The sequence below is a fragment of the Haladaptatus sp. R4 genome, from assembly GCF_001625445.1.
Taxonomy (GTDB): domain Archaea; phylum Halobacteriota; class Halobacteria; order Halobacteriales; family Haladaptataceae; genus Haladaptatus.
In genome coordinates, this window is record NZ_LWHG01000011.1 from 433,567 (window position 1) to 455,846 (window position 22,280).

Below are 22,280 nucleotides of genomic sequence, written 5' to 3' on the forward strand. Positions count from 1 at the left end.
GTGAGAGAAAGGGTTAACGGGTGTGGGGTGTATTCTCTCCAGCAATGAAGGTACTCGTCACGGACCCGATCGCGGACGCGGGTCTTGATCGACTTCACGAAAGCGGTTACGAGGTAGAGACGGCCTACGACGTAGAGGGCGACGCACTTTTGAACGCTGTTTCCGACGCCAACGGGCTCATCGTCCGCTCCGGGACGGACGTGAACCGCGACGTGTTCGAGGCCGCTTCCGACCTCGTCATCGTCGGTCGTGCAGGTATCGGCGTGGACAACATCGACATCGAGGCCGCCACCGAACACGGCGTCATCGTGGCGAACGCGCCGGAGGGCAACGTCCGCGCCGCCGCGGAACACTCCGTGGCGATGGCGTTCGCCGCCGCACGCTCCATCCCGCAGGCTCACGCTCGACTCAAGGACGGCGAGTGGGCGAAGGGAGATTACCTCGGGACGGAACTGAACGGCAAGACGCTCGGCATCGTCGGCCTCGGCCGCGTCGGGCAGGAAGTCGCCAAGAAGCTCGACAGCCTCGGGATGAACCTCGTCGCGTACGACCCGTACATCAGCGAGGACCTCGCCAGACAACTCGGCGCGGAACTGGTGGACCTGGACGACTGTCTCGCCCGTGCCGACTTCCTGACGGTGCACACGCCGCTCACGCCGGAAACGGAGGGGCTCATCAGCACCGAGGAACTCGCGCAGGTCGAGGGCGGTTACCTCATCAACTGCGCCCGGGGTGGCGTCGTGGACGAGGACGCGCTCGCCGAAGCGGTGGACGACGGAATCCTCGCGGGCGCGGCGCTGGACGTGTTCGCCCAGGAGCCGCTCCCCGAGGACAGCCCGCTGCTCGACGTGGAGGACGTCATCCTCACGCCGCACCTCGGCGCGAGCACGGAGGCGGCACAGGAGAACGTCGCCACCAGCACGGCCGACCAAGTGGTCGCCGCGCTCCGCGAGGAACCGGTCATCAACGCGCTGAACGCGCCGTCCGTCGAGGAGAGCGCGTTCCCCCGCGTCCGTCCGTACATCGAACTCGCGGAGACGGCGGGCAAGATCGCCACGCAACTGCTGGACGAGCGCATCGAGCGCATCGAGATCGGCTACGAGGGCGACATCGCGGAGGAGACCGTGGACCTCGTCACCGCGAGCGCCCAGAAGGGCGTGTTCGAACCGCTCGAATGGCAGGTCAACGCCGTCAACGCCCCGCAGATCGCCGAGGAGCGCGGCGTCGAAGTCACCGAGAGCAAGACCCGCCAGGCCGCCGACTTCCAGAGCCTCATCACGGTCACGGTCGAGAGCGACGACGAACACATCTCGGTCGAAGGGACCCTCTTCGCCGACGACGACCCGCGAATCGTCCGCATCGACGGCTACCGCGTGGACGCCATCCCGCACGGCCACATGCTCGTCGCCCGTAACCAGGACAAACCCGGCGTCATCGGGTTCGTCGGAACCGTCCTCGGTGAACACGACATCAACATCGCGGGCATGTTCAACGCCCGCGAAACCGACGGCGGCGAGGCGTTGTCGGTGTACAACCTCGACAGCGAGATCAATTCGGCGGCGAAGGAGCGCTCGAAGCCGACGAGCGCATCATCGAAGTGCGGAACATCGCGCTGAACGGAAACTGAACCGCGATCGTCAGCGGCGAACCTTTTTGTACGAAAACGGGACCAGAAGCGGATGTGATGATCGCAACGGAACCCCGCTGACCATCCCCCTGCCGAGAAAGCCGGACTCAAGTAGCCCCCATTCCACCGTCGAACCGTGAGTTCCGTCGAATCTCTCCCATCTGACGAACGAACTTCGCACGAGGAACGACTCGTGACGGGGTATTCTGGACGGTTGCTGCTCGTCGTCTCGGTCGGCTGGATGATGATTCAGGCCGGTCGTCTCGTCCTCTCGCCTATGCTTCCGACCGTGATGGGTGAACTCCACATCACGGAACTACAGGCTGGCATGGCGCTCTCCCTGCTCTGGGCGCTGTACGCGCTCGGTCAGTATCCGAGCGGTCGGCTCTCCGACCGCTTCTCGCGGAAGACCCTGCTCGTCTCCGGACTCGCGCTCCTCTCCGTCGGGTTCACGTCGTCGCTGGCGCGCCGACCTACGCGGTCTTTCTGGTCGGCATGGCCGTCGCTGGCGTCGGTGCCGGACTGTATCCGACGCCCGCGCGGGCGCTCGTCTCCGACCTGTTCGTCTCCCGCCGAGGGCAGGCGTTCGGGCTTCACGGCGCGTCGGGCGACTCGGGGGGCGTCGTCGCAGCGGGATTGGCGGTGGCCGTCCTCGCCGTCGCAACGTGGCGGGCCGCGTTCGCCCCGGTCGTCTTGGTGGCGATACTGGCGCTCGTCCTGCTCCACCGCTGGAGTCGGGAATCGTACACCCGACCGACCATCGACGCGGGCGCTGGACGGGCGGTCGTGGCGGACATCACGACGACCGCTCGTCGCTTTGCCAACCGTCGAACCGTGGCGCTCCTCGTGGCCTACTCGCTGTACGCCTTCGTCTGGCAGTCCGTCGCGGGATTCCTCCCGTCGTTTCTCCAGGAGGCCAAGGATTTCTCGCCCGAACTCGCGGGGAGCGCGTTCGCGGCGCTGTTCATCGTCGGAACGCTGGTGAAGCCGATTTCGGGGTCGCTCGGGGACAGGATTTCCCGCCCCGTCGTCGCCGCCGGATCGCTCCTGGTGGGGACGGCCGGTATCGCCGCCCTCGTGATGGCGAACAGCACCCTCGCCGTCGCCGGGAGCGTGGCGCTCTTCGCGGCGGGATTGATGGCCTACCCACCGGCCATGCAGGCACACCTGATGGACGTGTTTCCGGACGGGAGTATGGGCGGGGACCTCGGCGCAACGCGAACGGTTTACATCGGCTTCGGAAGTCTCGGTGCGACGTACGTCGGTTACGTCGCGGGACACTCGGGGTATGAATCGGCGTTCGCCGGACTGCTCGCGTGCCTTCTCGTCAGTGCGAGTATCGTGTTCGGGTTGGCTCGCTGGTCGGAATCGTCCTGAACGCCCAACCGTATCGTCTCCGGATCGAATCCACGGGACGCACTGCTTCTACGCACTCCGGTGGTAAACCTGAGATCGATTTTATCGGTCGAGTTCTTCCTTCGGCGTTGCGACCTGCACGCCGCTGATGTGGAATCGTGCGCCGTGCTGGTCACCAGCCGTCGCACTCACCTCCCAGCCGTGCCGTTCAGCGATGTCGGCGATGATCGAAAGCCCCGCACCCGTCCCGCCCGCTCGGGTCGAATAGCCGTGTTCGAAGACGCGAGTTCGTTCGGTTGGTGGGATACCGTCCCCGTCGTCTTCGACGTAGAGCGTGCCGCTCGTTCCTTCGGTTTCTATCCACCCGACTTCGATAGCCGCCGTCGGACCGGCGTGTTCGATGGCGTTTCGAAACAGGTTTTCGAACACGCTCGACAGTTGCCCCGCGTTCGCTCGAACGAAGACGGTTCCGACCTCGATGGAGACGGTGGCGGACTTCGTTTCGACGTTCTCCCACGCTCGCTCGGCGGTCCGTGCGAGGTCGAGGGTTTCGAATCGTTCGGCCTGATCGAGGCGAGCCATCGAAAGGACGTCGTCGATTATCTCCTCCATCCGGTCGTGAGCGCGTTCGACGTTGTCGAAGTATTCACCGTCTCCGTCCGACCGTTCGAGGTCGAGATACCCCTTCGCGATGTTGAGTGGGTTTCGAAGGTCGTGAGCGATGGTGTGGCCGACCCGCTCCAGCCGTTCGTTTTGTCGCTCTACGCCTCGCTTTTGTCGTTCGAACTCGGTTACGTCCCGAACGATGAGCACCGTTCCAGAAAGTTTCGTTCCCGAAGCTGACAACGTCGAGTGGTGTACATCGAGGTACCGACGTTCGCCACCGAGGTCGGCGATGATCGGATTTTCGGGGTCTTGGCCCGTCTGATAACTGCTCACGAGGGCCGGAAACGCCGCACAGATCTCGACGAACTGTCGTCCGATATCGGACTTCGGAACGCCGAGCAGTCGAGTAGCCGCCGGATTCAGGTCTATGAGACGGCCGGTTTCGTCCATGACCACGACCCCGTCCGCGATTTCCTCGACGACCGTCGTGCGACCGACCGGAACGAGGTCGAACAATCTGTGATGCCAAATCGCGTAGGCGAACGCGATGGCGGTGACGGCGAAGAACACCTCCGGTTCGATGTGTAACCTGCCGTTGTAGAACAGGACCGTGGCCGACCACGGTACCATCGTCCCGACGATCAACGCGATTACTTGCCCATGGAAGAACCGACGCGCTTGCACCAACCCTCGAAGGAGAAACAGCGTTCCCAGACTGTCCACGAGGTTCGAGTAGACGACGCTCACCCAGAACCACGGGCCGAACGTCCGGTCCAATCGGATTGCCCCGCCCGTGACGACGAGTCCGCTCGACGCTCGAACCAGGTGGTGGACCGGATTGGTCCAGACGAGTACCAACGTCGCTCCCGCGTACAGAAAGAGTATCGAGAGCGACCGCCGCGTTAGCCACTCATCGTGGCCGGTGTATTCACACCCGAAGGCGAACCACGCAATCGGGATGACGACGATTCCGAAGTACTGGACGTTGACCCAGAACAACTTCCCCGCCAGTGTCGTGCTCGCGTTCTGTAGCGCGTTTCCTCCGGTCCAGACTGCCGCGGCTACCGTGAACGCGAACAGCGGTATCGCACCCGGTCGAACCCGATATCGCCACGTGAATCCGGCAGCACAGAGTATGATGAACGTCGAAAATATCGACAGAGTAACGGACAGTGTGACTTGCATTTCACTATTTCTTTGCTGTTCATCTTTCGTACTCGGCGTGATAAATCATCGCACACATTCATCAACTGCTGAATTATGGGATCCCTGCGTCTACTTGTGCCGATATCGGCTATTTCCACGAGACGGGAAGAATGATTTATCGAGCTGTCGATGAATTGGAATTTGCCGTTCTAATCCGGACCGGTGGAACTTGCGACCACGGTTGTCGTCGGATTGGAAGACCGAGCTATCAGTGGTGCAGGTCTGCGCGCTATCGGTGAAGCAGGTCCAACACGTCGTCCGTGTCCGCCGGGACCGGTTCCGGTTCGACACCCGCCGCGGCGGCTGCGTCGGGGTCTTTCAAGAGATGGCCGGTCGTCAGACAGACCACGTTCTCGTCCGCCGTGATTTCGCCGGACTCACGGAGTTTTCGCAGTCCCGCAACGCTCGCGGCGCTGGCGGGTTCGACGCCGATACCGTCCCGTGCCAGCGTGCGCTGGGCGTCGGTTATCTCCTCGTCGGTGACGGCGACGGCGGTGCCACCGGTTTCCCGAATTGCGGGAAGCGCCTTCGGGGAGTTGACCGGGTTGCCGATTCGGATGGCGGTCGCGATGGTTTCGACTTCGTCCCAGCGGCGGATTTCGTCGGCGTCGTTCTCGACGGCTTCGACCATCGGGGCCGCACCCTCGGCCTGTACGCCCGTCAGCACGGGTACCTCGTCGGACGTGAGTTCCCCGGCGGCGACGAGTTCGCGGAACGCCTTGAACAGCGCGCTGGTGTTTCCGGCGTTGCCGACGGGGAGGACGATTCTGTCGGGCAGGTCGCCCGTCTGGTCGCGGAACTGCTCGATAATCTCCAGTCCGATGGTCTTCTGTCCCTCCAGTCGGAACGGGTTGAGCGAGTTGAGCAGGTATGCTTCGCCACGATTTGCGAGTTCGGAGACGATGTCCAGACAGTCGTCGAAGTTGCCGTCCACTTCGAGGATTCGTGCGCCGTGGAGGCTGGCCTGTGCGACTTTCCCGGCGGCCACTTTTCCGGCGGGAAGGAGCACCAGCACCTCGGTTCCGGCACGTGCGCCGTAGCAGGCAAGCGCGGCGCTGGTGTTCCCGGTGCTCGCACAGGCGAGTCGGGAGACGCCGAGTTTCTCGGCGACTTTCACGCCGAGGGTCATGCCGCGGTCCTTGAAACTCCCGGTCGGGTTCATCCCCTCGTGTTTGACTCGAAGCGCGTTGACGCCGGTCTCGTCCTCGATGGTCGGCACCTCGTACAGCGGGGTGTTGCCCTCCTCGATGCTGACACCCGATTCGACGGGCAGGGCGTCGGCGTAGCGCCAAACGCCGTGTCCCTCGAAATCGTCGAACGTCGGGTGGTCGGCGTAGCGAACTTCGAGCAATCCGTCGCAGTCCGGACAGCGATAGCGAATCTCGTCGAACGGCGCGCCGGTCCACTCGCAGTCGATACAGGCGAGCCAGACGCCGTCGTCCGCACTGTCGGGGGCCGATGCCGTCGGGTTCGAGAGCGTTAGGTTCATTGCCGGACCCGATGGGTTCCGGGTTCAAAAAGGCGCGGACGGTGGCAACGATGGCGTCTCGTCTCCGATTCGAATCCCGTAAAATCGGGCTACAGCGGGAGGAGGAGGTCGTCGTCCTCGCGCTGGAATTCGGTCCCGAAGGCGGATGAGAGCGCGTCCATCTGCTGGACGCTCCACGTTCCCGCGTAATGTTCGGCCTCGTGAACCGCCAAATCGTATATCTCGGTGGGGCGGAGGCGGAGGTCGGACAGTTCACCGTCCGCCACACCGACCTCGAAGAGGAAGCTCCGGTCGTTGTGCTGTTCCGAGTCGGTCGCGTAGTCGTCCACGAAATCGCCCGTGTCGTAGCAGACGAGCGTCTCGTCCACGACTTCGACGCCCTGAAAGACGTGCGCGCTGTGGCCGTGAACGACGTCTACGCCCTCTTCGGCCAACCATCGAGCGAACTCCCGGAACTCGACTGTCGGTTCGGTTCGCATGTTCGGTCCCCAGTGGAGCGACGCCACAAGCAGATCGGGGTCCGCATCCCGTGCACGTCCGATCGAGTTGCCGACGAGTCGAACCGCCTGCGGGTGGGTGACGTCGAAATCCACGTACGCTGTTCCGGGTTCGTCGGGTCCCGCCTCGAACTCCGACGTGTTGTCGGTGAACGAGACGAACGCGATGTCCAACCCGTCCACGGTGACGAACGCGGGAGCGCACGCCGCTTCGAGGGTTTCACCCGCGCCCGAGTGGGCGATTCCGGCGTCGTCCAGATATCCTATCGTGTCGGCGAGTGCGTCCGGCCCGTAATCCAGAATGTGGTTGTTCGCCAGGTTCACCCAATCGACGCCGACCGATTCGAGCGCCGGAACCGCCCAGTCGGGGTCGGCTCGGAAGTGAAACGGCCGATACGTGTCCGTCCACGGCGTGCCCCGTGCCGAGAGACAGCATTCGAGGTTGATGAAAAAGCCGTCGAGTTCGCGCAGGGTGTCCTCCATGTTCCCCCAGATTCCGGAGACGCTCCGCTCTCTCTGTCGTTCGTCTATCAGCCGTCCGAGCATTACGTCCCCCGCAAACCCGAGTCTCGTCATATCCCAGTTTCCCCCTGTGTAGTTGGCGGGACACGGGGAAAAGGCTACCCGCTCGAAGGAAAATCAGTTCGCGTCCGCGAGGAACGCCAAGAGCGCTTTCTGTGCGTGCAACCGGTTTTCGGCTTGATCCCACGACAGCGAGCGGTCGCTTTCGAGCACGTCGCCCGTAATCTCCTCGCCGCGATGGGCGGGCAGACAGTGCATGACCGGCATCGAGTCGGGGAGCAACTCCTCGTTGAGTTGGAAGCCGTCGAACGCGGCCAGTTTCGACTCGCGTTCGTCCTCCTCGCCCATGCTGACCCAGACGTCGGTGTACACCACGTCAGCATCCGCCACGGCCGCTTCCGGGTCGTTCGTCAGGCTTGGTTTCGGCCCGCGGTTCGCCGCCGTCGAGAGGGCATCCTCCGAGGGTTCGTAGCCTTCCGGCGTGGCGACCGTCAGGTCCATCCCGACCGTCGCCGCCGCGATGGCGAAGGAGTTGAGGACGTTGTTGCCGTCGCCGACCCAGGCGACCGTGAGGTCGTCGAAGCCGCCGAAGTGCTCCTGAATCGTCTGCAAGTCTGCGAGCGCCTGACACGGGTGAGCGACGTCCGAAAGCCCGTTGACGATGGGAATCGTGGCGTGCTCGGCCATTCCGACCAGGCTCTCGTGTTCGAACACGCGGCCCATGACGAAGTCCACGTAGCGCGAAAGCACCCGTCCTGTATCGGAGACGGGTTCGCCCCGATTCAGTTGCGTGTCGTTCGGGCCGAGGAAGATGCCGTGGCCGCCCAAGTGCGTCATGCCCGTCTCGAACGAGATGCGGGTGCGCGTGCTGGGCTTCTCGAACAGCATGGCGAGCGTCTGTCCCGAGAGTTCGGGTGGCGAGCCGTTTTCCTTGTACTCCGACGCGAGCGCCAACACCTCCGCCAACTCGTCCGGCGAGATGTCGTCCACATCGAGGAAGTGACGCGTCATGCTGCCACCTCCAGGTTCCCGCAGACGTCCTCTAACACCGCAATCGAGCGGTCGAACTCGGCGAGTTCGATGTGTTCTTCGGGCGTGTGGTCGAGCGACGAATCGCCCGGTCCGTAGGTGACGACCGGACAGTCCCACGCCTCGGCGTAGAGGTTCGCGTCGCTCGTTCCCGTCTTCCGGAGCAAACTCGGGTCGCCGCCCTCGTTCCGGATGGCGACGCGGAACGCACGTCCCAGTTCCGTCCGCGGACTGGAGAGCGTCGGCGGAATCGGTTCGTTCCACGACACCGCCCCGACGTCGAGGTGGTCTTCGGCGACCGACCGAATCCCGTCGGCCGTCATCCCGGACGGAATCCGGAACTTGATCTCGACGGTCACTTCCGTCGCGAGGCCGTCGGGCGTGAGTCCGCCGTCGAACGAGACGGGTTTCACGGTCACCGACTCCACCGTCGAACCGTCCTCGTCGGAGTCGAATTCGGATTCGACCCCCGAGAGCCACTTCGTCGCGTACTGAATCGCGTTCGGCTCCGGCCGTGAGGTGTGGACCGATTCCACCGTGGCCGAGTACGTTCCCGAGAGGAACCCGCGGTAGCCGAGCGTCACGGCGTCCCAGCCGCTGGGTTCGCCGTTGACGACGAATTCTGGCTCGTCCGCGTCCTCGACGAGATGGCGCGCACCGCGCGAATCGGTCTCCTCGCCGACGACGCCGACGAAGCTCGCCCCGGTTTCGACCGCAGCGACCGCCATCGCGGCCAGCGGACCTTTCGCGTCCACGCTTCCGCGTCCGTGGAGGATGCCGTCCTCCAGCTTTACCGGCACGTCGCCGGGAACCGTGTCGATGTGCGAGGTGAGCAGAATCCCGTCTCCGGGCGCACGGACGTTGCCAACGTCGTCCATCCAGACCTCGCGCCCCTCGGATTCGAGGAAGTCGGCGAGATGCTCGGCGCACGCCGCTTCGTTCCCTGACACCGACGAAATCCCGACCAGTTCTATCAGCAGGTCGCGCGCGGCGGCCGGTGAGACCGAATTCGTCTCGGTCATATTCGCCATCATTCGTCGCCTCCTAACACGTCGGTCAGCGCAGAGACGACGGCGTCGATGTGCTTTTCTTCCACCGTCAACGGCGGCAGGAGGCGCAGAACGCTCCGTCCCGCCGGGAGCGCCAGAATCCCGTGCGACAGCGCGAGTTCCTTGAGGAGACGATTCGCGCCGCGCTTCACCTCGATGCCGACCAACAGGCCGTGTCCGCGAACGTCGCGCACGGGCAGGTCGGCCGATTCGAGTTCGTGCCGGAGATATTCGCCCATCTCGGCGGCGTGCTCCGGCAGGTTCTCGTCCACGAGCACCGAGAGGGTGGCGTTCGCCGCCGCGCTGACGACGGGGCTTCCGCTGAAGGTCGAGCCATGCGACCCGGCACCGTCGGCTATCCAGTCGGCGCACAGCGTCGCGCCGATGGGGAGGCCGCTCGCCAACCCTTTCGCCGTCGTGAGCACGTCCGGGGAGACGCCAGCGTGTTCGCAGGCCCAGAAGGCCCCCGTCCGTCCGAGTCCGGTCTGCACCTCGTCGAAAATCAACGCGGCACCGGCGTCGGCCGTCAGGTCGCGGGCCGTCTGCAGGTACGTCTGCGTGGCGGGGTTGACGCCGCCCTCGCCCTGTACGGGTTCGAGGATGACGGCGGCCGTCTCGTCGTCCACGACGTCGGCCAGTTCCTCCTCGTCGCCGTAGGTGACGAACTCCACCTCGTCCACGAGCGGTTCGTACGGCGCGCGGAACTTCTTCTTCCACGTCACCGACAGCGACCCCATCGTGCGGCCGTGGAAGCCGCGCTTCGCGGCGACGAGTTTCGAGTTGCCGGTCGCGCTCCGGGCGAACTTCAGCGCCGCCTCGTTCGCCTCGGTTCCGGAGTTGTTGAGCCAGACGTTGTCGAGGCCGTCCGGGGCGAGCGTCGCCAGTTTCTCGTACAGTTCGTCGCGGCTCTCGGTCGGATACGAGGCGTGGACGAACAGCAGTTCGGCGGCCTGTTCCTGCACCGCGGAGACGACCTCCGGGTGGCAGTGTCCGACGGGGGAAACCGCGTAGCTCGCGCCGAAGTCGAGGTATTCGGTTCCGTCCTCCGTGTAGAGATACGGTCCCTCGCCGCTCGCGATTTGGATCGGTTTCTCGTTGTAGACGAACCCGCTCATGGCGACACCTCCAGTGCGGCCGGTGTAAACCGCGTCCCGTGGCCGTTCCGCGCCGCCGTGATCGGATCGTGGTTGTTCGCGTCCGCGACGACGACGGATTCGGCACCGCCTTCCAGCGCCTCCGTGGCGGCCAAGACTTTCTTGGTCATGAACCCTTCCGCAGCGGATTTCGCCGCCTCCAACTCGCTCGGCGTGGACACCTGTTCGATGAGCGTCGTCTCGTCGTCCGGGTCGGCCAGCAGTCCCGGAACGTCCGTCAGGACGACGAGTTCGCCGCCGAGTGCGGCGGCGACCGCCGCCGCCGCACGGTCGGCGTCCGCGTTGACCGGCGTTCCGTCGTCGGCCAGCATCGGAACCGTCACGACCGGCGTGTAGCCGCTATCCAAAAGCGTTTCCAGCAGGTCCGTGTTCACGGACTCGATTTTGCCGGAGTGGTCGCCGCGGCGAATCTTGCGCTTGCCGTCCTCGACCACTCTCACCGCGGATTTGCGCGCGCCGGTGAGGAGCGCGCCGTCCACGCCGGACAGTCCGACCGCGCGGACGCCCTCTCCCTGCAAACTCGCCGTCAGTTCGGTGTTGAGTTTGCCGGGCATCACCATCTCGAACACTTCCATCGCTTTCTCGTCGGTGAATCTGCCCATCACGCCGCTGGTCGATTCGACGTACTCGGGTTCCTCTCCGAGCGCGTGGAGCGTGTCGTCCACGGCGGTCGAACCGCCGTGGACGACCACCACGTCCTGCCCGTTGGCGGTCAGGTGCGCCACGTCGCTCAGCGCGCCGTCGGGATTCACCGCCCGTGCGCCGCCGATTTTGACGACGACGGGAGCGTCGTCTGGTTCGTTATCTTCGACGATTCCGCCGTCCGTGACGAGTCCGTCGTCGTTGTCGTTGTCGATGAGTTGGTCGTGTGCGGCCAGCAGTTCCTCGCGGCTGTATTCGTCAGTCATGGGCTTCCCACGGGATGTAGTCCCTCGAATTCCAATCCGGCTGTTTCCTCGAATCCCAGCGCGACGTTGGCGGCGTGGACCGCCTGTCCCGCCGACCCTTTCATCAGGTTGTCGATGGCGCTGAAGACGACGATGCGTTTATTGGTCGGGTCGAGTTCGAACCCGACCTCGGCGTAGTTCGTCCCGGCGACCGCCTTGGGTTCCGGGTAGCGATAGACGCCGCCGCCGCCCGCGACGAGGCGGACGAACGGTTCGTCCTCGTAGGCCTCTCGATACGCTTTCCAGAGGTCTCCCTTCGAGACGGGCGAATCGGGGAACACGTGGCAGGTCGCGGAGGCTCCGCGAACCATGTCCACGGCGTGTGCAGTGAACGACACGTTCGTTCCCAGAATCCCCTCGATTTCGGCCTCGTGGCGGTGGCCCGTCGGCGCGTAGGGGCGGACGATGCCCGAGCGCTCGACGTGGCTGCTCGCCTTGCTCGGCGTCGCGCCGCCCTCCGACGAGCCGACTTTGACGTCCACGACGACCTGCTCGCTCCCGAAGAGGATTCCCGCGTCGAACAGCGGCGACAGGCCGAGGAGCGTCGCGGTGGCGTTACAGCCACCCGCGGCGATGAGGTCCGCACCGGGCAGTTCCTCGCGCGTCAGTTCGGGCAGGGCGTACACCGCCTCGTCCAGGTATTCGGGACAACTGTGTCCGTCGTACCACTGGTCGTACTCCTCTTCCGTGTCGAGGCGGAAGTCAGCGCTCAGATCAACCACGGTGTCCGCGGCGTCGCGGAACGAATCGATGTGCTCCATCGAGACGCCGTGGGGCGTCGCGGCGAACAGCACGTCCACCGATTCGAGGTCGCTCGGTTCCGAAAAGCGCAGGTCGGACGCACGTAAATTCGGGTGGACCGACCCGAGCGTCTTGTTCGCGTACTCCCTGCTGGTCGCCTGTGCGAGTTCGAAGTTCGGGTGTCCGGCGAGCAGGCGGAGCAGTTCTCCGCCGGTGAACCCGCTGGCTCCGATGACGGTCGCCGAGAGCGTCTCGGCGCTCGTGTCGGCTTCCGCGTCGGTCGCAGTAGCCATCAGGACACCACCTCCGCGGGGACCTTCGTTTCGAGCCAATCGACGACCGCGGCGGGGACGTCCGTCTCGACCGCCTCGTTCAACGCCTTGAACTCGACGGTGTGATTGACCTCGTGGACGGTGTAGCCCGACTCGGTCTCCATCAGGTCGACGCCGAGGAGACCGCCGCCGACGGCGTCGCTTGCTTTCTCAACCAGCGACTTCGCTTCCGCGTCGAGTTCGAATTCTTCCGTCTTCGCGCCCTTCGCGGCGTTCGTGAGCCAGTGGTCCGAATGGCGGACCATCGCGGCGACCGGCTTCCCGTCCAGTGCGACGACGCGGATGTCGCGCTCCGGTTTGTCCACGAACTCCTGCACGTAGAACACCTTGTGCTCGTAGTGGCCGAGCGTGGCCTTGTGCTCCAGAATCGCCTCCGCTGCACTGCGCGAGTCGATTTTCGCCATCAGGCGACCCCACGACCCGACGACGGGTTTGAGGACGCACGGGTAGCCGAAGCTTTCGATGGCCTCCATCGCGCTGTCGGTCGTGAAGGCGACTTTCGTCTCGGGCGTGGGGACGCCCGCGCCCGCGAGCGCGAGACTATTCTTCGCCTTGTCCGAACACACCTCCGCGGTTTCGTGGCTGTTGACGACGGGAACCCCGTACGCCTCGCAGAATTGCGTAGCGTAGAGGCTCCGGCTCGTCGCCAGACAGCGGTCCACGACGAGGTCGAGCCCCTCGAATGCCTCAGGTGGCTCGGTCAGATCGAACGTCTGCTTGCGCACGTCGATCTTCGTCACCTCGTGTCCGCGCTCGCGGAGCTCCGCGAGGAGGAGCTTTTCGTCGCGGCGAATCCTGGAGTAGAGGATGCCTACTTGCACGTTACTCCCCCCAGTCCTCTTCGAGCTCCGGCGCTCGGTCGAGGACTGGCGGGTTCACGTCGATGACTTCCAGTTCGACACCACAGGTACCGCAGTCGATGATTTCACCCGTTTCCAGATCGTCGTGCAAAGCCACATCGGCTCCGCACTCAACGCATTCTACCATTGTACTCTTCCGTATCGCCCTATCGGACTTAAATCCATCGTTATTAATAATGAAGAAAAAGCTCGGACTACCGTCTAACGGAAGTAGAAGGCTTATACCGCGGTTCTGAGTTAGTAATCAAGTAATTCCCCACGCGGGGGTCGCGGTAGTTCAGGCATAGTCGTTTACCTCCATCTGGAGCGTTTCACCGGCCGCTTCGAGCGACTCGGCGAGTTCGGTCGTCGTCGTTTCGTCGTCCACGAGCGTTGCCCTCGCGTTCGCCAGCGCTTCGACGACCGTCTCGGCCGCTGGACCGCCGACGGAATCGCGCATGGCGACGCTCGCTTCCACGTTGAGTGCCGATTCGACTTCCTCCGGTGGGACGAACTCGGCGAGCGGTGCACCGAGCACTTCCTCGGCGGCCGCATCGAGGGCATCGTAACCGCTCGTTCCCGCCGTCGCAACGACCTCGTGGGCCGTGCGGAACGGCACGCCGCACATCGCCAGCAGGTCGGCGACGCCGGTCGCCGTCGAAAAGCCCTCCCCAGCGGCGTCCGCGAGTGCGTCCTCGTTCCACGTCGCGGTCGCCACCGCACCGGCAGCGACGTCCGTCGCGTCGATCACGGCGTCGAGGGCGTCCCACGCGTGCGGGGTCGCACGTTGCAGGTCGCGGTTGTACGCGCGCGGCAGTCCTTTTAGCGTCGTCAACAGTCCCGACAGTCCGGAGTGAGCGTCGCCCGCGACTGCGCGGGCGAGTTCCAAGGTGTCGGGGTTCTTCTTCTGTGGCATGATGGACGACGTGGACGCATAGTCGTCCGAGAGTTCCACGAACCCTCGGTTCGAGTAGATCACGAGGTCCTCGGCCAACCCGGACACCGTCGTCGCGAGATTCGCCGCCGCCGCGACCGTCTCGACGAGGAAGTCGCGGGTCGAAACGGCGTCCATCGAGTTGTCGAGGAGTGCGTCGAAGCCGAGCAGTTCCGCCACGCGCTCGCGGTCCACGTCGAACGGGGTTCCCGCGAACGCCGCCGCGCCGAGCGGGCACTGGTTGATCCTTCCGTACGCATCCAGCAGACGCGCCGTGTCACGGGAAACCGCCTGCTCGTAGGACGCGAGAAAGTGCCCGACGGTCGTGGGTTGGGCGGGTTGGAGATGCGTGTATCCCGGCATCACCGTCTCCGCGTTCGATTCGGCGACTTCGAGGAGTGCCGAACGGAGCGCGAGCGTGGTTTCGAGGAGCGCGAGCACGTCCTCGCGGAGGCGGTAGCGGATGCACGTCGCCACTTCGTCGTTCCGACTGCGGGCGGTGTGCATCTTCCCGCCGTCGTGACCGACCTCTCCGACGACGGCCGTCTCGATGGCGGCGTGGACGTCCTCGCCTTCGGGGAGCGAGTCGTGCCCGTTCACCTCGACCACGTTCAGCGCGGTGAGGATGTCGCCCGCAATTTCGTCCTCGATGATCCCCTGTTCGGCGAGCATCACGACGTGCGCGCGGTCGACGTCGAGGTCGGCCGCGAAGATGCGTTCGTCCGCGGCGAGCGACGAGAGGAACCCGCGGGCGGGACCGCCGCTGAAGCGGTCGCCGCGGACGACGTCGCCGTCCGTGGCAGGTTGGTTTTCTTCGCTCTCTGCTCCGTCTCCCTTACTCATCGTTCGCGATGCGAGCCTGGTAACCGTGATATTTGGCGACGCCCGTCGCGTCGGCCTGCTCGATCTTTCCGACCGTCTCGGTGTTGAACGAGGCGGCGTCCTCGGAGTAGACGGCGTGCTCGCTCTCGCGGGCGACGGCGCGGGCCTGTCCGCCTTCGAACTTGACCGTGACCGTGCCGGTGACTTTCTCCTGCGTGGTGTCGATGAAGCCGTCGAGGGCGTCCACGAGCGGCGCGGAGAGCAGTCCCTCGTAGGCCTTCTCGGCCCACTGGTGGTCGATGTTCTTTTTGAACGAGCGCTCTTCCTTCGTCAGCACCAGTCCTTCGAGGGCTTCGTGGGCGTTGAGCAGCGTCGTCGCGGCGGGGTGCTCGTAGTTCTCGCGGACTTTCAGGCCGAGCATGCGGTCTTCCATCAGGTCGGTGCGACCGACGCCGTGTTTTCCGGCGAACTCGTTCAGGTACTCGATGAGTTCCACGGCACCCATCGATTCACCGTCGATGGCGACCGGCTTACCGTCCTCGAACTCGATTTCGAGGAGTTCGGTTTCCGCGCTCGGTTGTTCGGTCCACTCGTAGATTTCCTCCGGCGGGACGTAGCCGGGGTCCTCCAGATTGCCGCCCTCCACGGAGCGACTCCAGAGGTTCGTGTCGATGCTCCAGACGCCCTCGTTGCCACCCTCCACGGGCAGGTCGTGTTCGTCCGCGTAGCCCATCTCCCACTTGCGGGTCAGGCCGAGTTCGCGCACGGGGGCGATGACCTCCAAATCAGAGGCGCGCCAGACCGCCTCAAAGCGCAGTTGGTCGTTCCCTTTGCCGGTACAGCCGTGAGCCACTGCGTCACAGTCGTTTTCCTTCGCCACGTCGAGAATCGCTTCCGCGATGACCGGGCGTGCGAGCGCGGTTCCGAGCGGATAGCTCTGATACGTCGCGTTCGCCTTCACCGCATCCAGACACTGCTCCGCAAATGCATCCTTGGCGTCGATAACGTAGTGTTCCAAATCCAGTGCTTCCGCAGTTTCCTCCGCCTCTGCAAACTCCTCTTCGGGCTGACCGACGTCCACCGTGACGCCGATGACTTCGTCGTAGTCGTACTCCTCTTCGAGGAGTGGGACGCATACTGTCGTGTCGAGTCCGCCCGAGAAGGCGAGTGCAACCGTTTTCATTGTATGAGTTGCCAAGGGCTACAGGTACTTAAATTCTTCTCAGAAGTTTGAGAAATAAAGGTGGAAAATGGACTAAAGACGAGTTAATCACACGTGAGTGAGTTTTGAACAAACGACCGGTCGGAGTGGAATGGGTATTATTGGGACTAGAAAAGCCCCGGTCGTCGTCGTCGGACGCAAAATGAGCCGTGGTCGACTCGTCGCTCATTGGAGGGCAAACCCCGGTGGCGCGAGTCCGCGACATTATCGAATCCTTCTGGTGCATACCGCTTAAAGTCTTTCGGGACGGCAACGATTGCCAGCGATTCTGTTCAACGAAGTTTATGACGCGCCAAAAGAATCATCGACTATGCGTCGTCTCGCCCCAGTCCTCCTCGTCCTTCTCGTTCTCACGGCCGGGTGTGCAAACTTCCTGCCGTGGTCTGACTCACAATCGGATCCTCAACAGACAACTGCCAACCACCCAGCATCCTACCTACCCGGAGCCAACGGCCAGTGGATATTCGACGCCGAGCAACTCGTCAAGGCGCACAAAGCGGCGCTCAGCGGGGCGAACTACCGGATGCACGCTCGCGTCCGGCCGAACCAGCAAACCGCTTCGGTGAAGTGGCAAAATACGACTACGACCGTACATATTGGTAGCGGTCGAACCCTGGTACAGGGGAGCGGCGGGTCGTTCGGACCTCGGGAGCTAACCGAATCGTATCGGAGTTACTCCACGGACAACATGACCGTGCAGTGCCGACGCGGCGCTGAAAAATGTCGGTATCTCTCCACCAGGTCCACTCAGGGACAGCAGATCACGAAGCGTACCACTTCACGAATGGAATCGCTCATCGCCAGTTCGGACTTCGTGGCGAACGGAACGACGGTTCGCAACGGAACGACGTTGTATCGATACGAAGCCAACGGTTCCACGACGTTTTCGGGCGCTGATAGACTCTCAGCGACCGTACTGGTGGATGAGACCGGTCTCATCCACGATGTCTCGGGAACGATTCACACCGACGGAAAGCGTCCCGCGACCGTCGATTTCGACTACGGGTTTTCTCTGGTTTCGAATCCACCGACGAAGCCGGAATGGGTAGACGGTGTGCCCCGACTGACCGTCCGTACAAACGCGAGCGAGTTCACGCTCGCACACGAGGGCGGTGAGCGTATTCCGGCGGGAACGAACGTTTCGCTCACGTTGATAAACGACAGCGCCACCGCAATTGGAACGGTTCGACTGCCGAAATCGCTCGGCCGTGGGGATATCGCCCATCTCACGATTTCCGATATCGAGGACACCGACCATCTCCACTACAAAGCCGTCGGGAACATCACGGTCAACCACCCAGCGACGACCGAACCGGGAATAAATCACACTCACTGGACTCTGTCTCTCGGATACGAGACGAAACACTGGAAAGCTGACCTCTGGGTAAATCCCGAGGGGAGAAATCACGACAGCACGAACGACACCAAAGCGACGACGACCACGACTGCCGCCTGACCGACTTTCGACGATCTCTCTTTCTCCCGTCAAACGCCACCCTCATACCACTAAAGCGTCTCGAACCAACCAGTGTACAGTCTCAACGTCCCGGTTCCCGGCGAAATCGCTCAACTCGCTGGGCAACTCCGTCCGTCGCTCTACGGGTTCGACAGCGTCCGCGACGAACATACGCTCGTCGTCAAGCGATTCGGAGATCAAGAAAACTACGACCGATTGGCAATGCGGGTCCGAACCGCGCTCGTCGGCACGCCCGCGTTCGAAGCGCACGTCTCGGGCATCGACTACTTCGAGACGCCAGCACGGGGCGACGGTCCGGTCGTCTATCTCGCCGTCGAAAGCCCCGGTTTGGAACGGCTTCACCGCGAACTGCTCGCCGAATTCGAGACCATCGAGGGATTGGAGGGCGAGGACTACGTTCCACACGTCACGCTCGCGCGCGGTGGCGACATCCAGGTGGCCCAAGAACTCGCGGAACGGGATATCGATCCGATTTCGTGGACCGTAACGGAACTCCATCTCTGGGACGCGAAGTACGAGGAAACCGCCGCGAGAATCTCACTTCCGGCCTGAACGCTCTATCTTCGTTCGCTCTTTTACTGCGGCGTCGGCGGTTCGCCGTCCCACGCGTCCTTGTCGGTGAAGAAGTTCAGCATGGCGAACTTGAGTTTCCCGGGGCCGATGTCGATGGTTTCTTTCCGCTCCTCCGGCGGGAACGTCTCTCGAACGCTGTACTTGCCCATCTCGCGGACGCTCCCCTCGGTGTAGCGTTTGTCGAGCAGGATTCGGACGCCGAAGTCGTCCGGCGAGCGAATCACCCGGCCGAGCGCCTGTCGCGTCTTCCGAATCGTCGGGATTTCGACGGCGTACTCCCACCCCGAATTTCTTCCGGAACGGTCGGCGAACACGGTGTCGTAGGCGTCCTGCACCGCGTCCATCCGGTCGTCCAGATGCGGGTACGGCACGCCGACGACGATGACAGTTCTGGCTTCGTCGCCGTCGAAACTGACGCCTTCGGCCAGCGTCCCCCACAGAGAGGTGAACAGCGCGCCGTTCCCGTCCGACGTGAACTGCTGGCGAAGTTCCTCGACGGGGGTTCCGGCCTCGTCGAAGTACAGGTTCGCCTCGGTTCGGTTTCGCACGAGGTCGCGGTAGCGCTCGGCTTCGGCGTAACTCGGGAAGAAGACGAGCGTGTTCCCGGCGGTGAACCGAATCGCGTCGTTCAACACCTCGGCGATGGTGTCCTGGGTTTCGGGATTGCTCCGCTCGCTGGCGAACAGGGCGGGCGTCTCGGCGGCGAACGTCCGGCGATTCTCCTCCGGGAACTGAAGCCCGTACGCCAGCGAGATGGGGTCGCTCAGGCCGAGCACGTCCGACAGCACGTCGAACGGGCGAAGCGTCGCGCTCATCAACACCGTCGCGTACACCTCCTCGAACAGGGCTTGGGTGACCTCGCGCGGGATGCAGGTGTACAGTTCCGCCCGTCCGTACACTTCGTCGGTCCCCTCGTCGCGGCGCACCGCGACGACGGGATACTGGCCGAGTTCGGCCCCTTCGTCCATGAAGGACTTGACGAACGCGGCGGCTTGGAGGGTTTGACACTCCTTTCGAGTCGTCGCGTCGCCCTCCTTGTACGCCTCCTCGTATTTCTGGTCGAGTTCCTTGGCGAGCGAGAGCGCGTCGTCCAACTCCGCGTCGATTCCCTTCCCGGCGTACTCCTGTAGGAAGGCAAGCGTCAGGTCGTCTCGTTTGTCGTCGTTGGCGATCGACACGTCCTGCCAGTTCTCGCCGACCGATTCGCGCTCGCCGAAACCGAACGAGTCGTCGTAGGTCGTTTTGAGCGCCCGCTGGAACGCGGCGAGGACGTTGAATCCCGCTTCGCTCCGGAAGTCGTCGCTGTCCTGAAGTTCGTCTAGCGCGCTGTCGATGGTGTTCTCGGTCAGCGTTCGGGAGGCGTGGTCGCGGGCCGTCCCCTCGATGTTGTGCGCCTCGTCGAAGATGGTGATGACGTCCTCCGGTTCGCGGCCCAACCACCGGAAAAACTGTTCGCGGATCATCGGGTCCAACAGGTGGTGGTAGTTGCAGACGACCAAGTCCACACCCTCCATCCCGTCTTTCAGCAGTTCGTAGCCGCACAGTTGCTGTTGTTCCGCGTATTCGTAGATATCGTCGGGCGTCCGAACCCCGTCGTAGAGCCACTGGTAGAACTCCTCGTTGTCCTCGGTGAGGTTGTTGTAATAGTGCTCGCAGATGTTCTTCTCTTTGAGATTCTCGACTTCGTCCTGAATCTGTTCGAGTTCGTCCATCACCGCGCTACGGGCCTCGGCCGCGGTCGAATCGCCTTCCTGCATGTCGTCGAGCAGTTCGCGCTGTCGCTGTTCGAGTTCGCTCTTGTCGCGTTCCTTGTCGACGACCTCGTAGGTATTGTCCCGGAGTACCTGACACTCCTGATAATCGACGTCGATGTGGCACATCGACCCCTTCCCCCGAAAGACGACGGTGCGAAGCGGTTCCTTGCGCGTTATCTCGCGCGCTTCGGTGACGAACTGGCGCATCTGTTGGTGGACGTTGGTCGTGATGACGACCGTCTTGTCCTCCTCGCGGGCGAATTCGAGCGCGGGAACGAGTGACGAGAGCGTTTTGCCCGTCCCACACGCACCTTCGAAGAGCACGTCCTGCCCGCGTGACAGTCCGTTGTAGATGCGGTCCATCGCCTCCTGCTGGTTGTCGTAGGGGGCGTCGTACGGGAAGAACCGCATGTACTCGTTCGTCGTGGACACGATACCGAATATTCGCGTCTTAGTTCAAAAACCCTTGCCCATCGGAGAGATGCTCGGTCTCAGATAACCGACTCCGCCGCCGTCTCCTGCACTTCCGGTTCGATGTACACTTTCTTGACGCTATCGTTGATTTCGTACAGCCCATCTTCGATATCGGTTATCAAGTCGTCCATCTCCCCGGTGTCGAGCGTCGGGTCGAACGCTACGTCGGCGGTGACGATGATGCGGTCGGGACCGAAGTAGACGGTTCTGAAGTCGATGATTTCGGTGACGCCCTCCCACCCGTCCAACTCCGAGCGCAGTCTGTCTTCCTCCTCTTTGGGCAGGCTCTCGCCGAGGAGGAGCCGTTTGTTTTCCCACGCCAGCGCGATGGCGAATCCCATCAACAACAACCCGATGAGGAGCGCGGCACCGGCGTCGTAGATCGGGTTTCCGGTGACTTGTGACAGCCAGATACCAACCAGTGCGAACCCGGCACCGGCGACCGAAACGGTGTCCTCGGTGAGCGCCGTCAGCGTGGAGACGTTGCTCGTCTTGTGGAATGCCTCCCGAAATCCGCTCCAGTTTCGTCGTTCGATTTCGTGTTTCGTGGAACGATACGCCTTGCTGAAGGCGTATCCCTCGAACAGCATGGCTCCGATGAGGACGGCGTAGTTCACGTACACCGGTGGAAACGACTGTCCGAGGACGTGAACCAATCCCCCGCTGACCGTTTCGTGGTGCTGGACAAGCGAGTCGTATCCGTGTTTTGCGCTCTCCCAACCGGCGATACCGAAGAGCAGGACGCTCACCAGAAAGCTGTAGAAGAACTGTGCCTTGCCGTAGCCGAATGGGTGGTCCCGCGTCGGCTTTCGTCCACCAAACCAGATTCCGATGAGGAGAAAGACCTGATTTCCCGTGTCGGAGATGGAGTGAAACGTCTCCGAGAGCATCGCCGGACTCTGTGTGAGCACGAAGCCAACGAATTTCAGCACGGCAATCGCCGCGTTCGAGAGGAGGGCGGCTATCACGACGGACTTGCTGTTCGCCATTACTCGACTAGCGGCGAGGAGGTGTCAAAGTCCTTACGACGGAGCGCCGCGCGTCGATTCGACGGAAGACGAAAGGCGGCGGGATACCAACGACGAATCATGATCGCTATCGTCTCCGATACGCACAGCAGGACGGGTCACGAACTGACCGGACGGACGCTCGAAGCCGTCCGAAGGGCGGACCTCGTGGTTCACGCAGGGGATTTCACGACGACTGCCGTTCTCGACGCGTTCGAAGCCGAAAGCACCCGGTTGGTCGCGGTTCGTGGCAACAACGCGACGGCCGCTGTCGCCGACCGCCTCCCTGCCGTGCGAACGTTCGAGGAAAACGGAGTTCGGTTCGCGCTCACGCATCGTCGGCGCGGCGGAAGTACGGGACTCTCGCTCTTCGGGCAGGAGCGCGATGCGGACGTGGTCGTCTCAGGACACACGCATCGACATCTCGTGGAACAAGCTGGTGAGGTGTTGTTGCTCAATCCGGGCAGTTACGCACAGCCACGGGGGAATCGGCCGACACACATCGAACTCGAACTGGAGGGGAAGGGCTTCGCTGGGAGGGTTTACGAGATGAGTGGAGAACTCGTAACCGAGTTCCCCGTGTAGGAGGGCTGGTAAGTTGATGGCGTACCAGTGGAGGGCCG

18 protein-coding genes and 2 pseudogenes are annotated in these 22,280 nt (G+C 63.3%); 6 read left to right on the forward strand and 14 right to left on the reverse strand.

The window, feature by feature from the left end; all coding sequences use genetic code 11:
- Positions 1 to 44 precede the first annotated feature (44 nt).
- The 3 genes and pseudogenes from serA (at position 45) to A4G99_RS05870 (ending at position 3,004) form a co-directional block, all read left to right on the forward strand.
- Positions 45 to 1,627: pseudogene (gene serA, locus A4G99_RS05865) on the forward strand (phosphoglycerate dehydrogenase).
- A gap of 292 nt (positions 1,628 to 1,919) precedes the next feature.
- A pseudogene (locus A4G99_RS28605) lies at positions 1,920 to 2,030 on the forward strand (hypothetical protein); the annotation flags it as partial.
- A gap of 92 nt (positions 2,031 to 2,122) precedes the next feature.
- Complete coding sequence (locus tag A4G99_RS05870; protein ID WP_255359050.1) at positions 2,123 to 3,004, forward strand: MFS transporter; 882 nt, start codon at positions 2,123 to 2,125, stop codon at positions 3,002 to 3,004.
- Between the two features lie 81 nt (positions 3,005 to 3,085).
- On the opposite strand, the gene A4G99_RS05875 is transcribed toward A4G99_RS05870, so the two are convergent.
- The 12 genes from A4G99_RS05875 to A4G99_RS05930 form a co-directional block, all read right to left on the reverse strand.
- The gene (locus A4G99_RS05875) at positions 3,086 to 4,774 is read right to left on the reverse strand and encodes a histidine kinase N-terminal 7TM domain-containing protein (protein WP_066140643.1); all 1,689 of its coding nucleotides are present in this window, start codon (positions 4,772 to 4,774) and stop codon (positions 3,086 to 3,088) included.
- 250 nt (positions 4,775 to 5,024) lie between these two features.
- Positions 5,025 to 6,284 carry a threonine synthase gene (gene thrC, locus A4G99_RS05880; protein WP_066140646.1) on the reverse strand — a complete coding sequence of 420 codons (1,260 nt, stop codon included), beginning with the start codon at positions 6,282 to 6,284 and terminating at the stop codon, positions 5,025 to 5,027.
- An 89-nt stretch (positions 6,285 to 6,373) separates the two neighbouring features.
- A complete protein-coding gene (locus A4G99_RS05885) occupies positions 6,374 to 7,357 on the reverse strand; it encodes a CapA family protein (RefSeq protein ID WP_082837714.1) in 984 nt (327 codons plus the stop codon).
- Between the two features lie 63 nt (positions 7,358 to 7,420).
- Complete coding sequence (gene argF / locus A4G99_RS05890; protein WP_066140652.1) at positions 7,421 to 8,314, reverse strand: ornithine carbamoyltransferase; 894 nt, start codon at positions 8,312 to 8,314, stop codon at positions 7,421 to 7,423.
- Complete coding sequence (locus A4G99_RS05895) at positions 8,311 to 9,354, reverse strand: [LysW]-lysine hydrolase (protein ID WP_082837755.1); 1,044 nt, start codon at positions 9,352 to 9,354, stop codon at positions 8,311 to 8,313. Before A4G99_RS05895 ends, argF begins: the two co-directional genes overlap by 4 nt.
- A gap of 8 nt (positions 9,355 to 9,362) precedes the next feature.
- Positions 9,363 to 10,496: an aspartate aminotransferase family protein gene (locus A4G99_RS05900; RefSeq protein ID WP_066140655.1), complete on the reverse strand. Its 1,134-nt coding sequence runs from the start codon at positions 10,494 to 10,496 to the stop codon at positions 9,363 to 9,365.
- Complete coding sequence (locus tag A4G99_RS05905; RefSeq protein ID WP_066140657.1) at positions 10,493 to 11,443, reverse strand: acetylglutamate/acetylaminoadipate kinase; 951 nt, start codon at positions 11,441 to 11,443, stop codon at positions 10,493 to 10,495. Before A4G99_RS05905 ends, A4G99_RS05900 begins: the two co-directional genes overlap by 4 nt.
- Entirely contained in the window at positions 11,440 to 12,516 is a 1,077-nt protein-coding gene (gene argC, locus A4G99_RS05910) for an N-acetyl-gamma-glutamyl-phosphate reductase (RefSeq protein WP_066140660.1), read from the reverse strand. Before argC ends, A4G99_RS05905 begins: the two co-directional genes overlap by 4 nt.
- Positions 12,516 to 13,376, reverse strand: coding sequence for a lysine biosynthesis protein LysX (gene lysX, locus A4G99_RS05915; protein WP_066140662.1), 861 nt, complete (start codon positions 13,374 to 13,376; stop codon positions 12,516 to 12,518). The genes argC and lysX overlap by 1 nt, the downstream gene beginning before the upstream one ends.
- Position 13,377: 1 nt before the next feature.
- The gene (lysW, locus tag A4G99_RS05920; RefSeq protein ID WP_066140665.1) at positions 13,378 to 13,542 is read right to left on the reverse strand and encodes a lysine biosynthesis protein LysW; all 165 of its coding nucleotides are present in this window, start codon (positions 13,540 to 13,542) and stop codon (positions 13,378 to 13,380) included.
- Between the two features lie 150 nt (positions 13,543 to 13,692).
- A complete protein-coding gene (gene argH / locus A4G99_RS05925) occupies positions 13,693 to 15,171 on the reverse strand; it encodes an argininosuccinate lyase (protein ID WP_066140669.1) in 1,479 nt (492 codons plus the stop codon).
- The gene (locus tag A4G99_RS05930; protein WP_066140671.1) at positions 15,164 to 16,333 is read right to left on the reverse strand and encodes an argininosuccinate synthase; all 1,170 of its coding nucleotides are present in this window, start codon (positions 16,331 to 16,333) and stop codon (positions 15,164 to 15,166) included. Before A4G99_RS05930 ends, argH begins: the two co-directional genes overlap by 8 nt.
- A gap of 349 nt (positions 16,334 to 16,682) precedes the next feature.
- Here A4G99_RS05930 and A4G99_RS25085 point away from each other — a divergent pair, with 349 nt between their 5' ends.
- Both A4G99_RS25085 and A4G99_RS05940 read left to right on the forward strand, forming a co-directional pair.
- On the forward strand, positions 16,683 to 17,828 hold the full coding sequence (locus tag A4G99_RS25085; RefSeq protein ID WP_066140674.1) for a hypothetical protein: 1,146 nt from the start codon (positions 16,683 to 16,685) through the stop codon (positions 17,826 to 17,828).
- Between the two features lie 72 nt (positions 17,829 to 17,900).
- Positions 17,901 to 18,401, forward strand: coding sequence for a 2'-5' RNA ligase family protein (locus A4G99_RS05940; RefSeq protein WP_066140676.1), 501 nt, complete (start codon positions 17,901 to 17,903; stop codon positions 18,399 to 18,401).
- Positions 18,402 to 18,424: 23 nt separating this feature from the next.
- Here A4G99_RS05940 and A4G99_RS05945 read toward each other — a convergent pair whose 3' ends face one another.
- Positions 18,425 to 20,608 carry an ATP-dependent DNA helicase gene (locus A4G99_RS05945; RefSeq protein ID WP_066140679.1) on the reverse strand — a complete coding sequence of 728 codons (2,184 nt, stop codon included), beginning with the start codon at positions 20,606 to 20,608 and terminating at the stop codon, positions 18,425 to 18,427.
- 59 nt (positions 20,609 to 20,667) lie between these two features.
- The gene (locus tag A4G99_RS05950) at positions 20,668 to 21,639 is read right to left on the reverse strand and encodes a cation diffusion facilitator family transporter (RefSeq protein WP_066140681.1); all 972 of its coding nucleotides are present in this window, start codon (positions 21,637 to 21,639) and stop codon (positions 20,668 to 20,670) included.
- Between the two features lie 99 nt (positions 21,640 to 21,738).
- Here A4G99_RS05950 and A4G99_RS05955 point away from each other — a divergent pair, with 99 nt between their 5' ends.
- Entirely contained in the window at positions 21,739 to 22,242 is a 504-nt protein-coding gene (locus A4G99_RS05955) for a metallophosphoesterase (protein ID WP_066140684.1), read from the forward strand.
- The last annotated feature ends 38 nt before the right edge of the window (positions 22,243 to 22,280 follow it).

Coding starts and splice junctions, on each gene's coding strand:
- A4G99_RS05870 (WP_255359050.1), top strand. CDS start 2,123: ATGGCCGTCGCTGGCGTCGGTGCCGGACTGTATCCGACGCCCGCGCGG.
- A4G99_RS05875 (WP_066140643.1), bottom strand. CDS start 4,774: ATGCAAGTCACACTGTCCGTTACTCTGTCGATATTTTCGACGTTCATC.
- thrC (WP_066140646.1), bottom strand. CDS start 6,284: ATGAACCTAACGCTCTCGAACCCGACGGCATCGGCCCCCGACAGTGCG.
- A4G99_RS05885 (WP_082837714.1), bottom strand. CDS start 7,357: ATGACGAGACTCGGGTTTGCGGGGGACGTAATGCTCGGACGGCTGATA.
- argF (WP_066140652.1), bottom strand. CDS start 8,314: ATGACGCGTCACTTCCTCGATGTGGACGACATCTCGCCGGACGAGTTG.
- A4G99_RS05895 (WP_082837755.1), bottom strand. CDS start 9,354: ATGACCGAGACGAATTCGGTCTCACCGGCCGCCGCGCGCGACCTGCTG.
- A4G99_RS05900 (WP_066140655.1), bottom strand. CDS start 10,496: ATGAGCGGGTTCGTCTACAACGAGAAACCGATCCAAATCGCGAGCGGC.
- A4G99_RS05905 (WP_066140657.1), bottom strand. CDS start 11,443: ATGACTGACGAATACAGCCGCGAGGAACTGCTGGCCGCACACGACCAA.
- argC (WP_066140660.1), bottom strand. CDS start 12,516: ATGGCTACTGCGACCGACGCGGAAGCCGACACGAGCGCCGAGACGCTC.
- lysW (WP_066140665.1), bottom strand. CDS start 13,542: ATGGTAGAATGCGTTGAGTGCGGAGCCGATGTGGCTTTGCACGACGAT.
- argH (WP_066140669.1), bottom strand. CDS start 15,171: ATGAGTAAGGGAGACGGAGCAGAGAGCGAAGAAAACCAACCTGCCACG.
- A4G99_RS05930 (WP_066140671.1), bottom strand. CDS start 16,333: ATGAAAACGGTTGCACTCGCCTTCTCGGGCGGACTCGACACGACAGTA.
- A4G99_RS25085 (WP_066140674.1), top strand. CDS start 16,683: ATGCGTCGTCTCGCCCCAGTCCTCCTCGTCCTTCTCGTTCTCACGGCC.
- A4G99_RS05950 (WP_066140681.1), bottom strand. CDS start 21,639: ATGGCGAACAGCAAGTCCGTCGTGATAGCCGCCCTCCTCTCGAACGCG.
- A4G99_RS05955 (WP_066140684.1), top strand. CDS start 21,739: ATGATCGCTATCGTCTCCGATACGCACAGCAGGACGGGTCACGAACTG.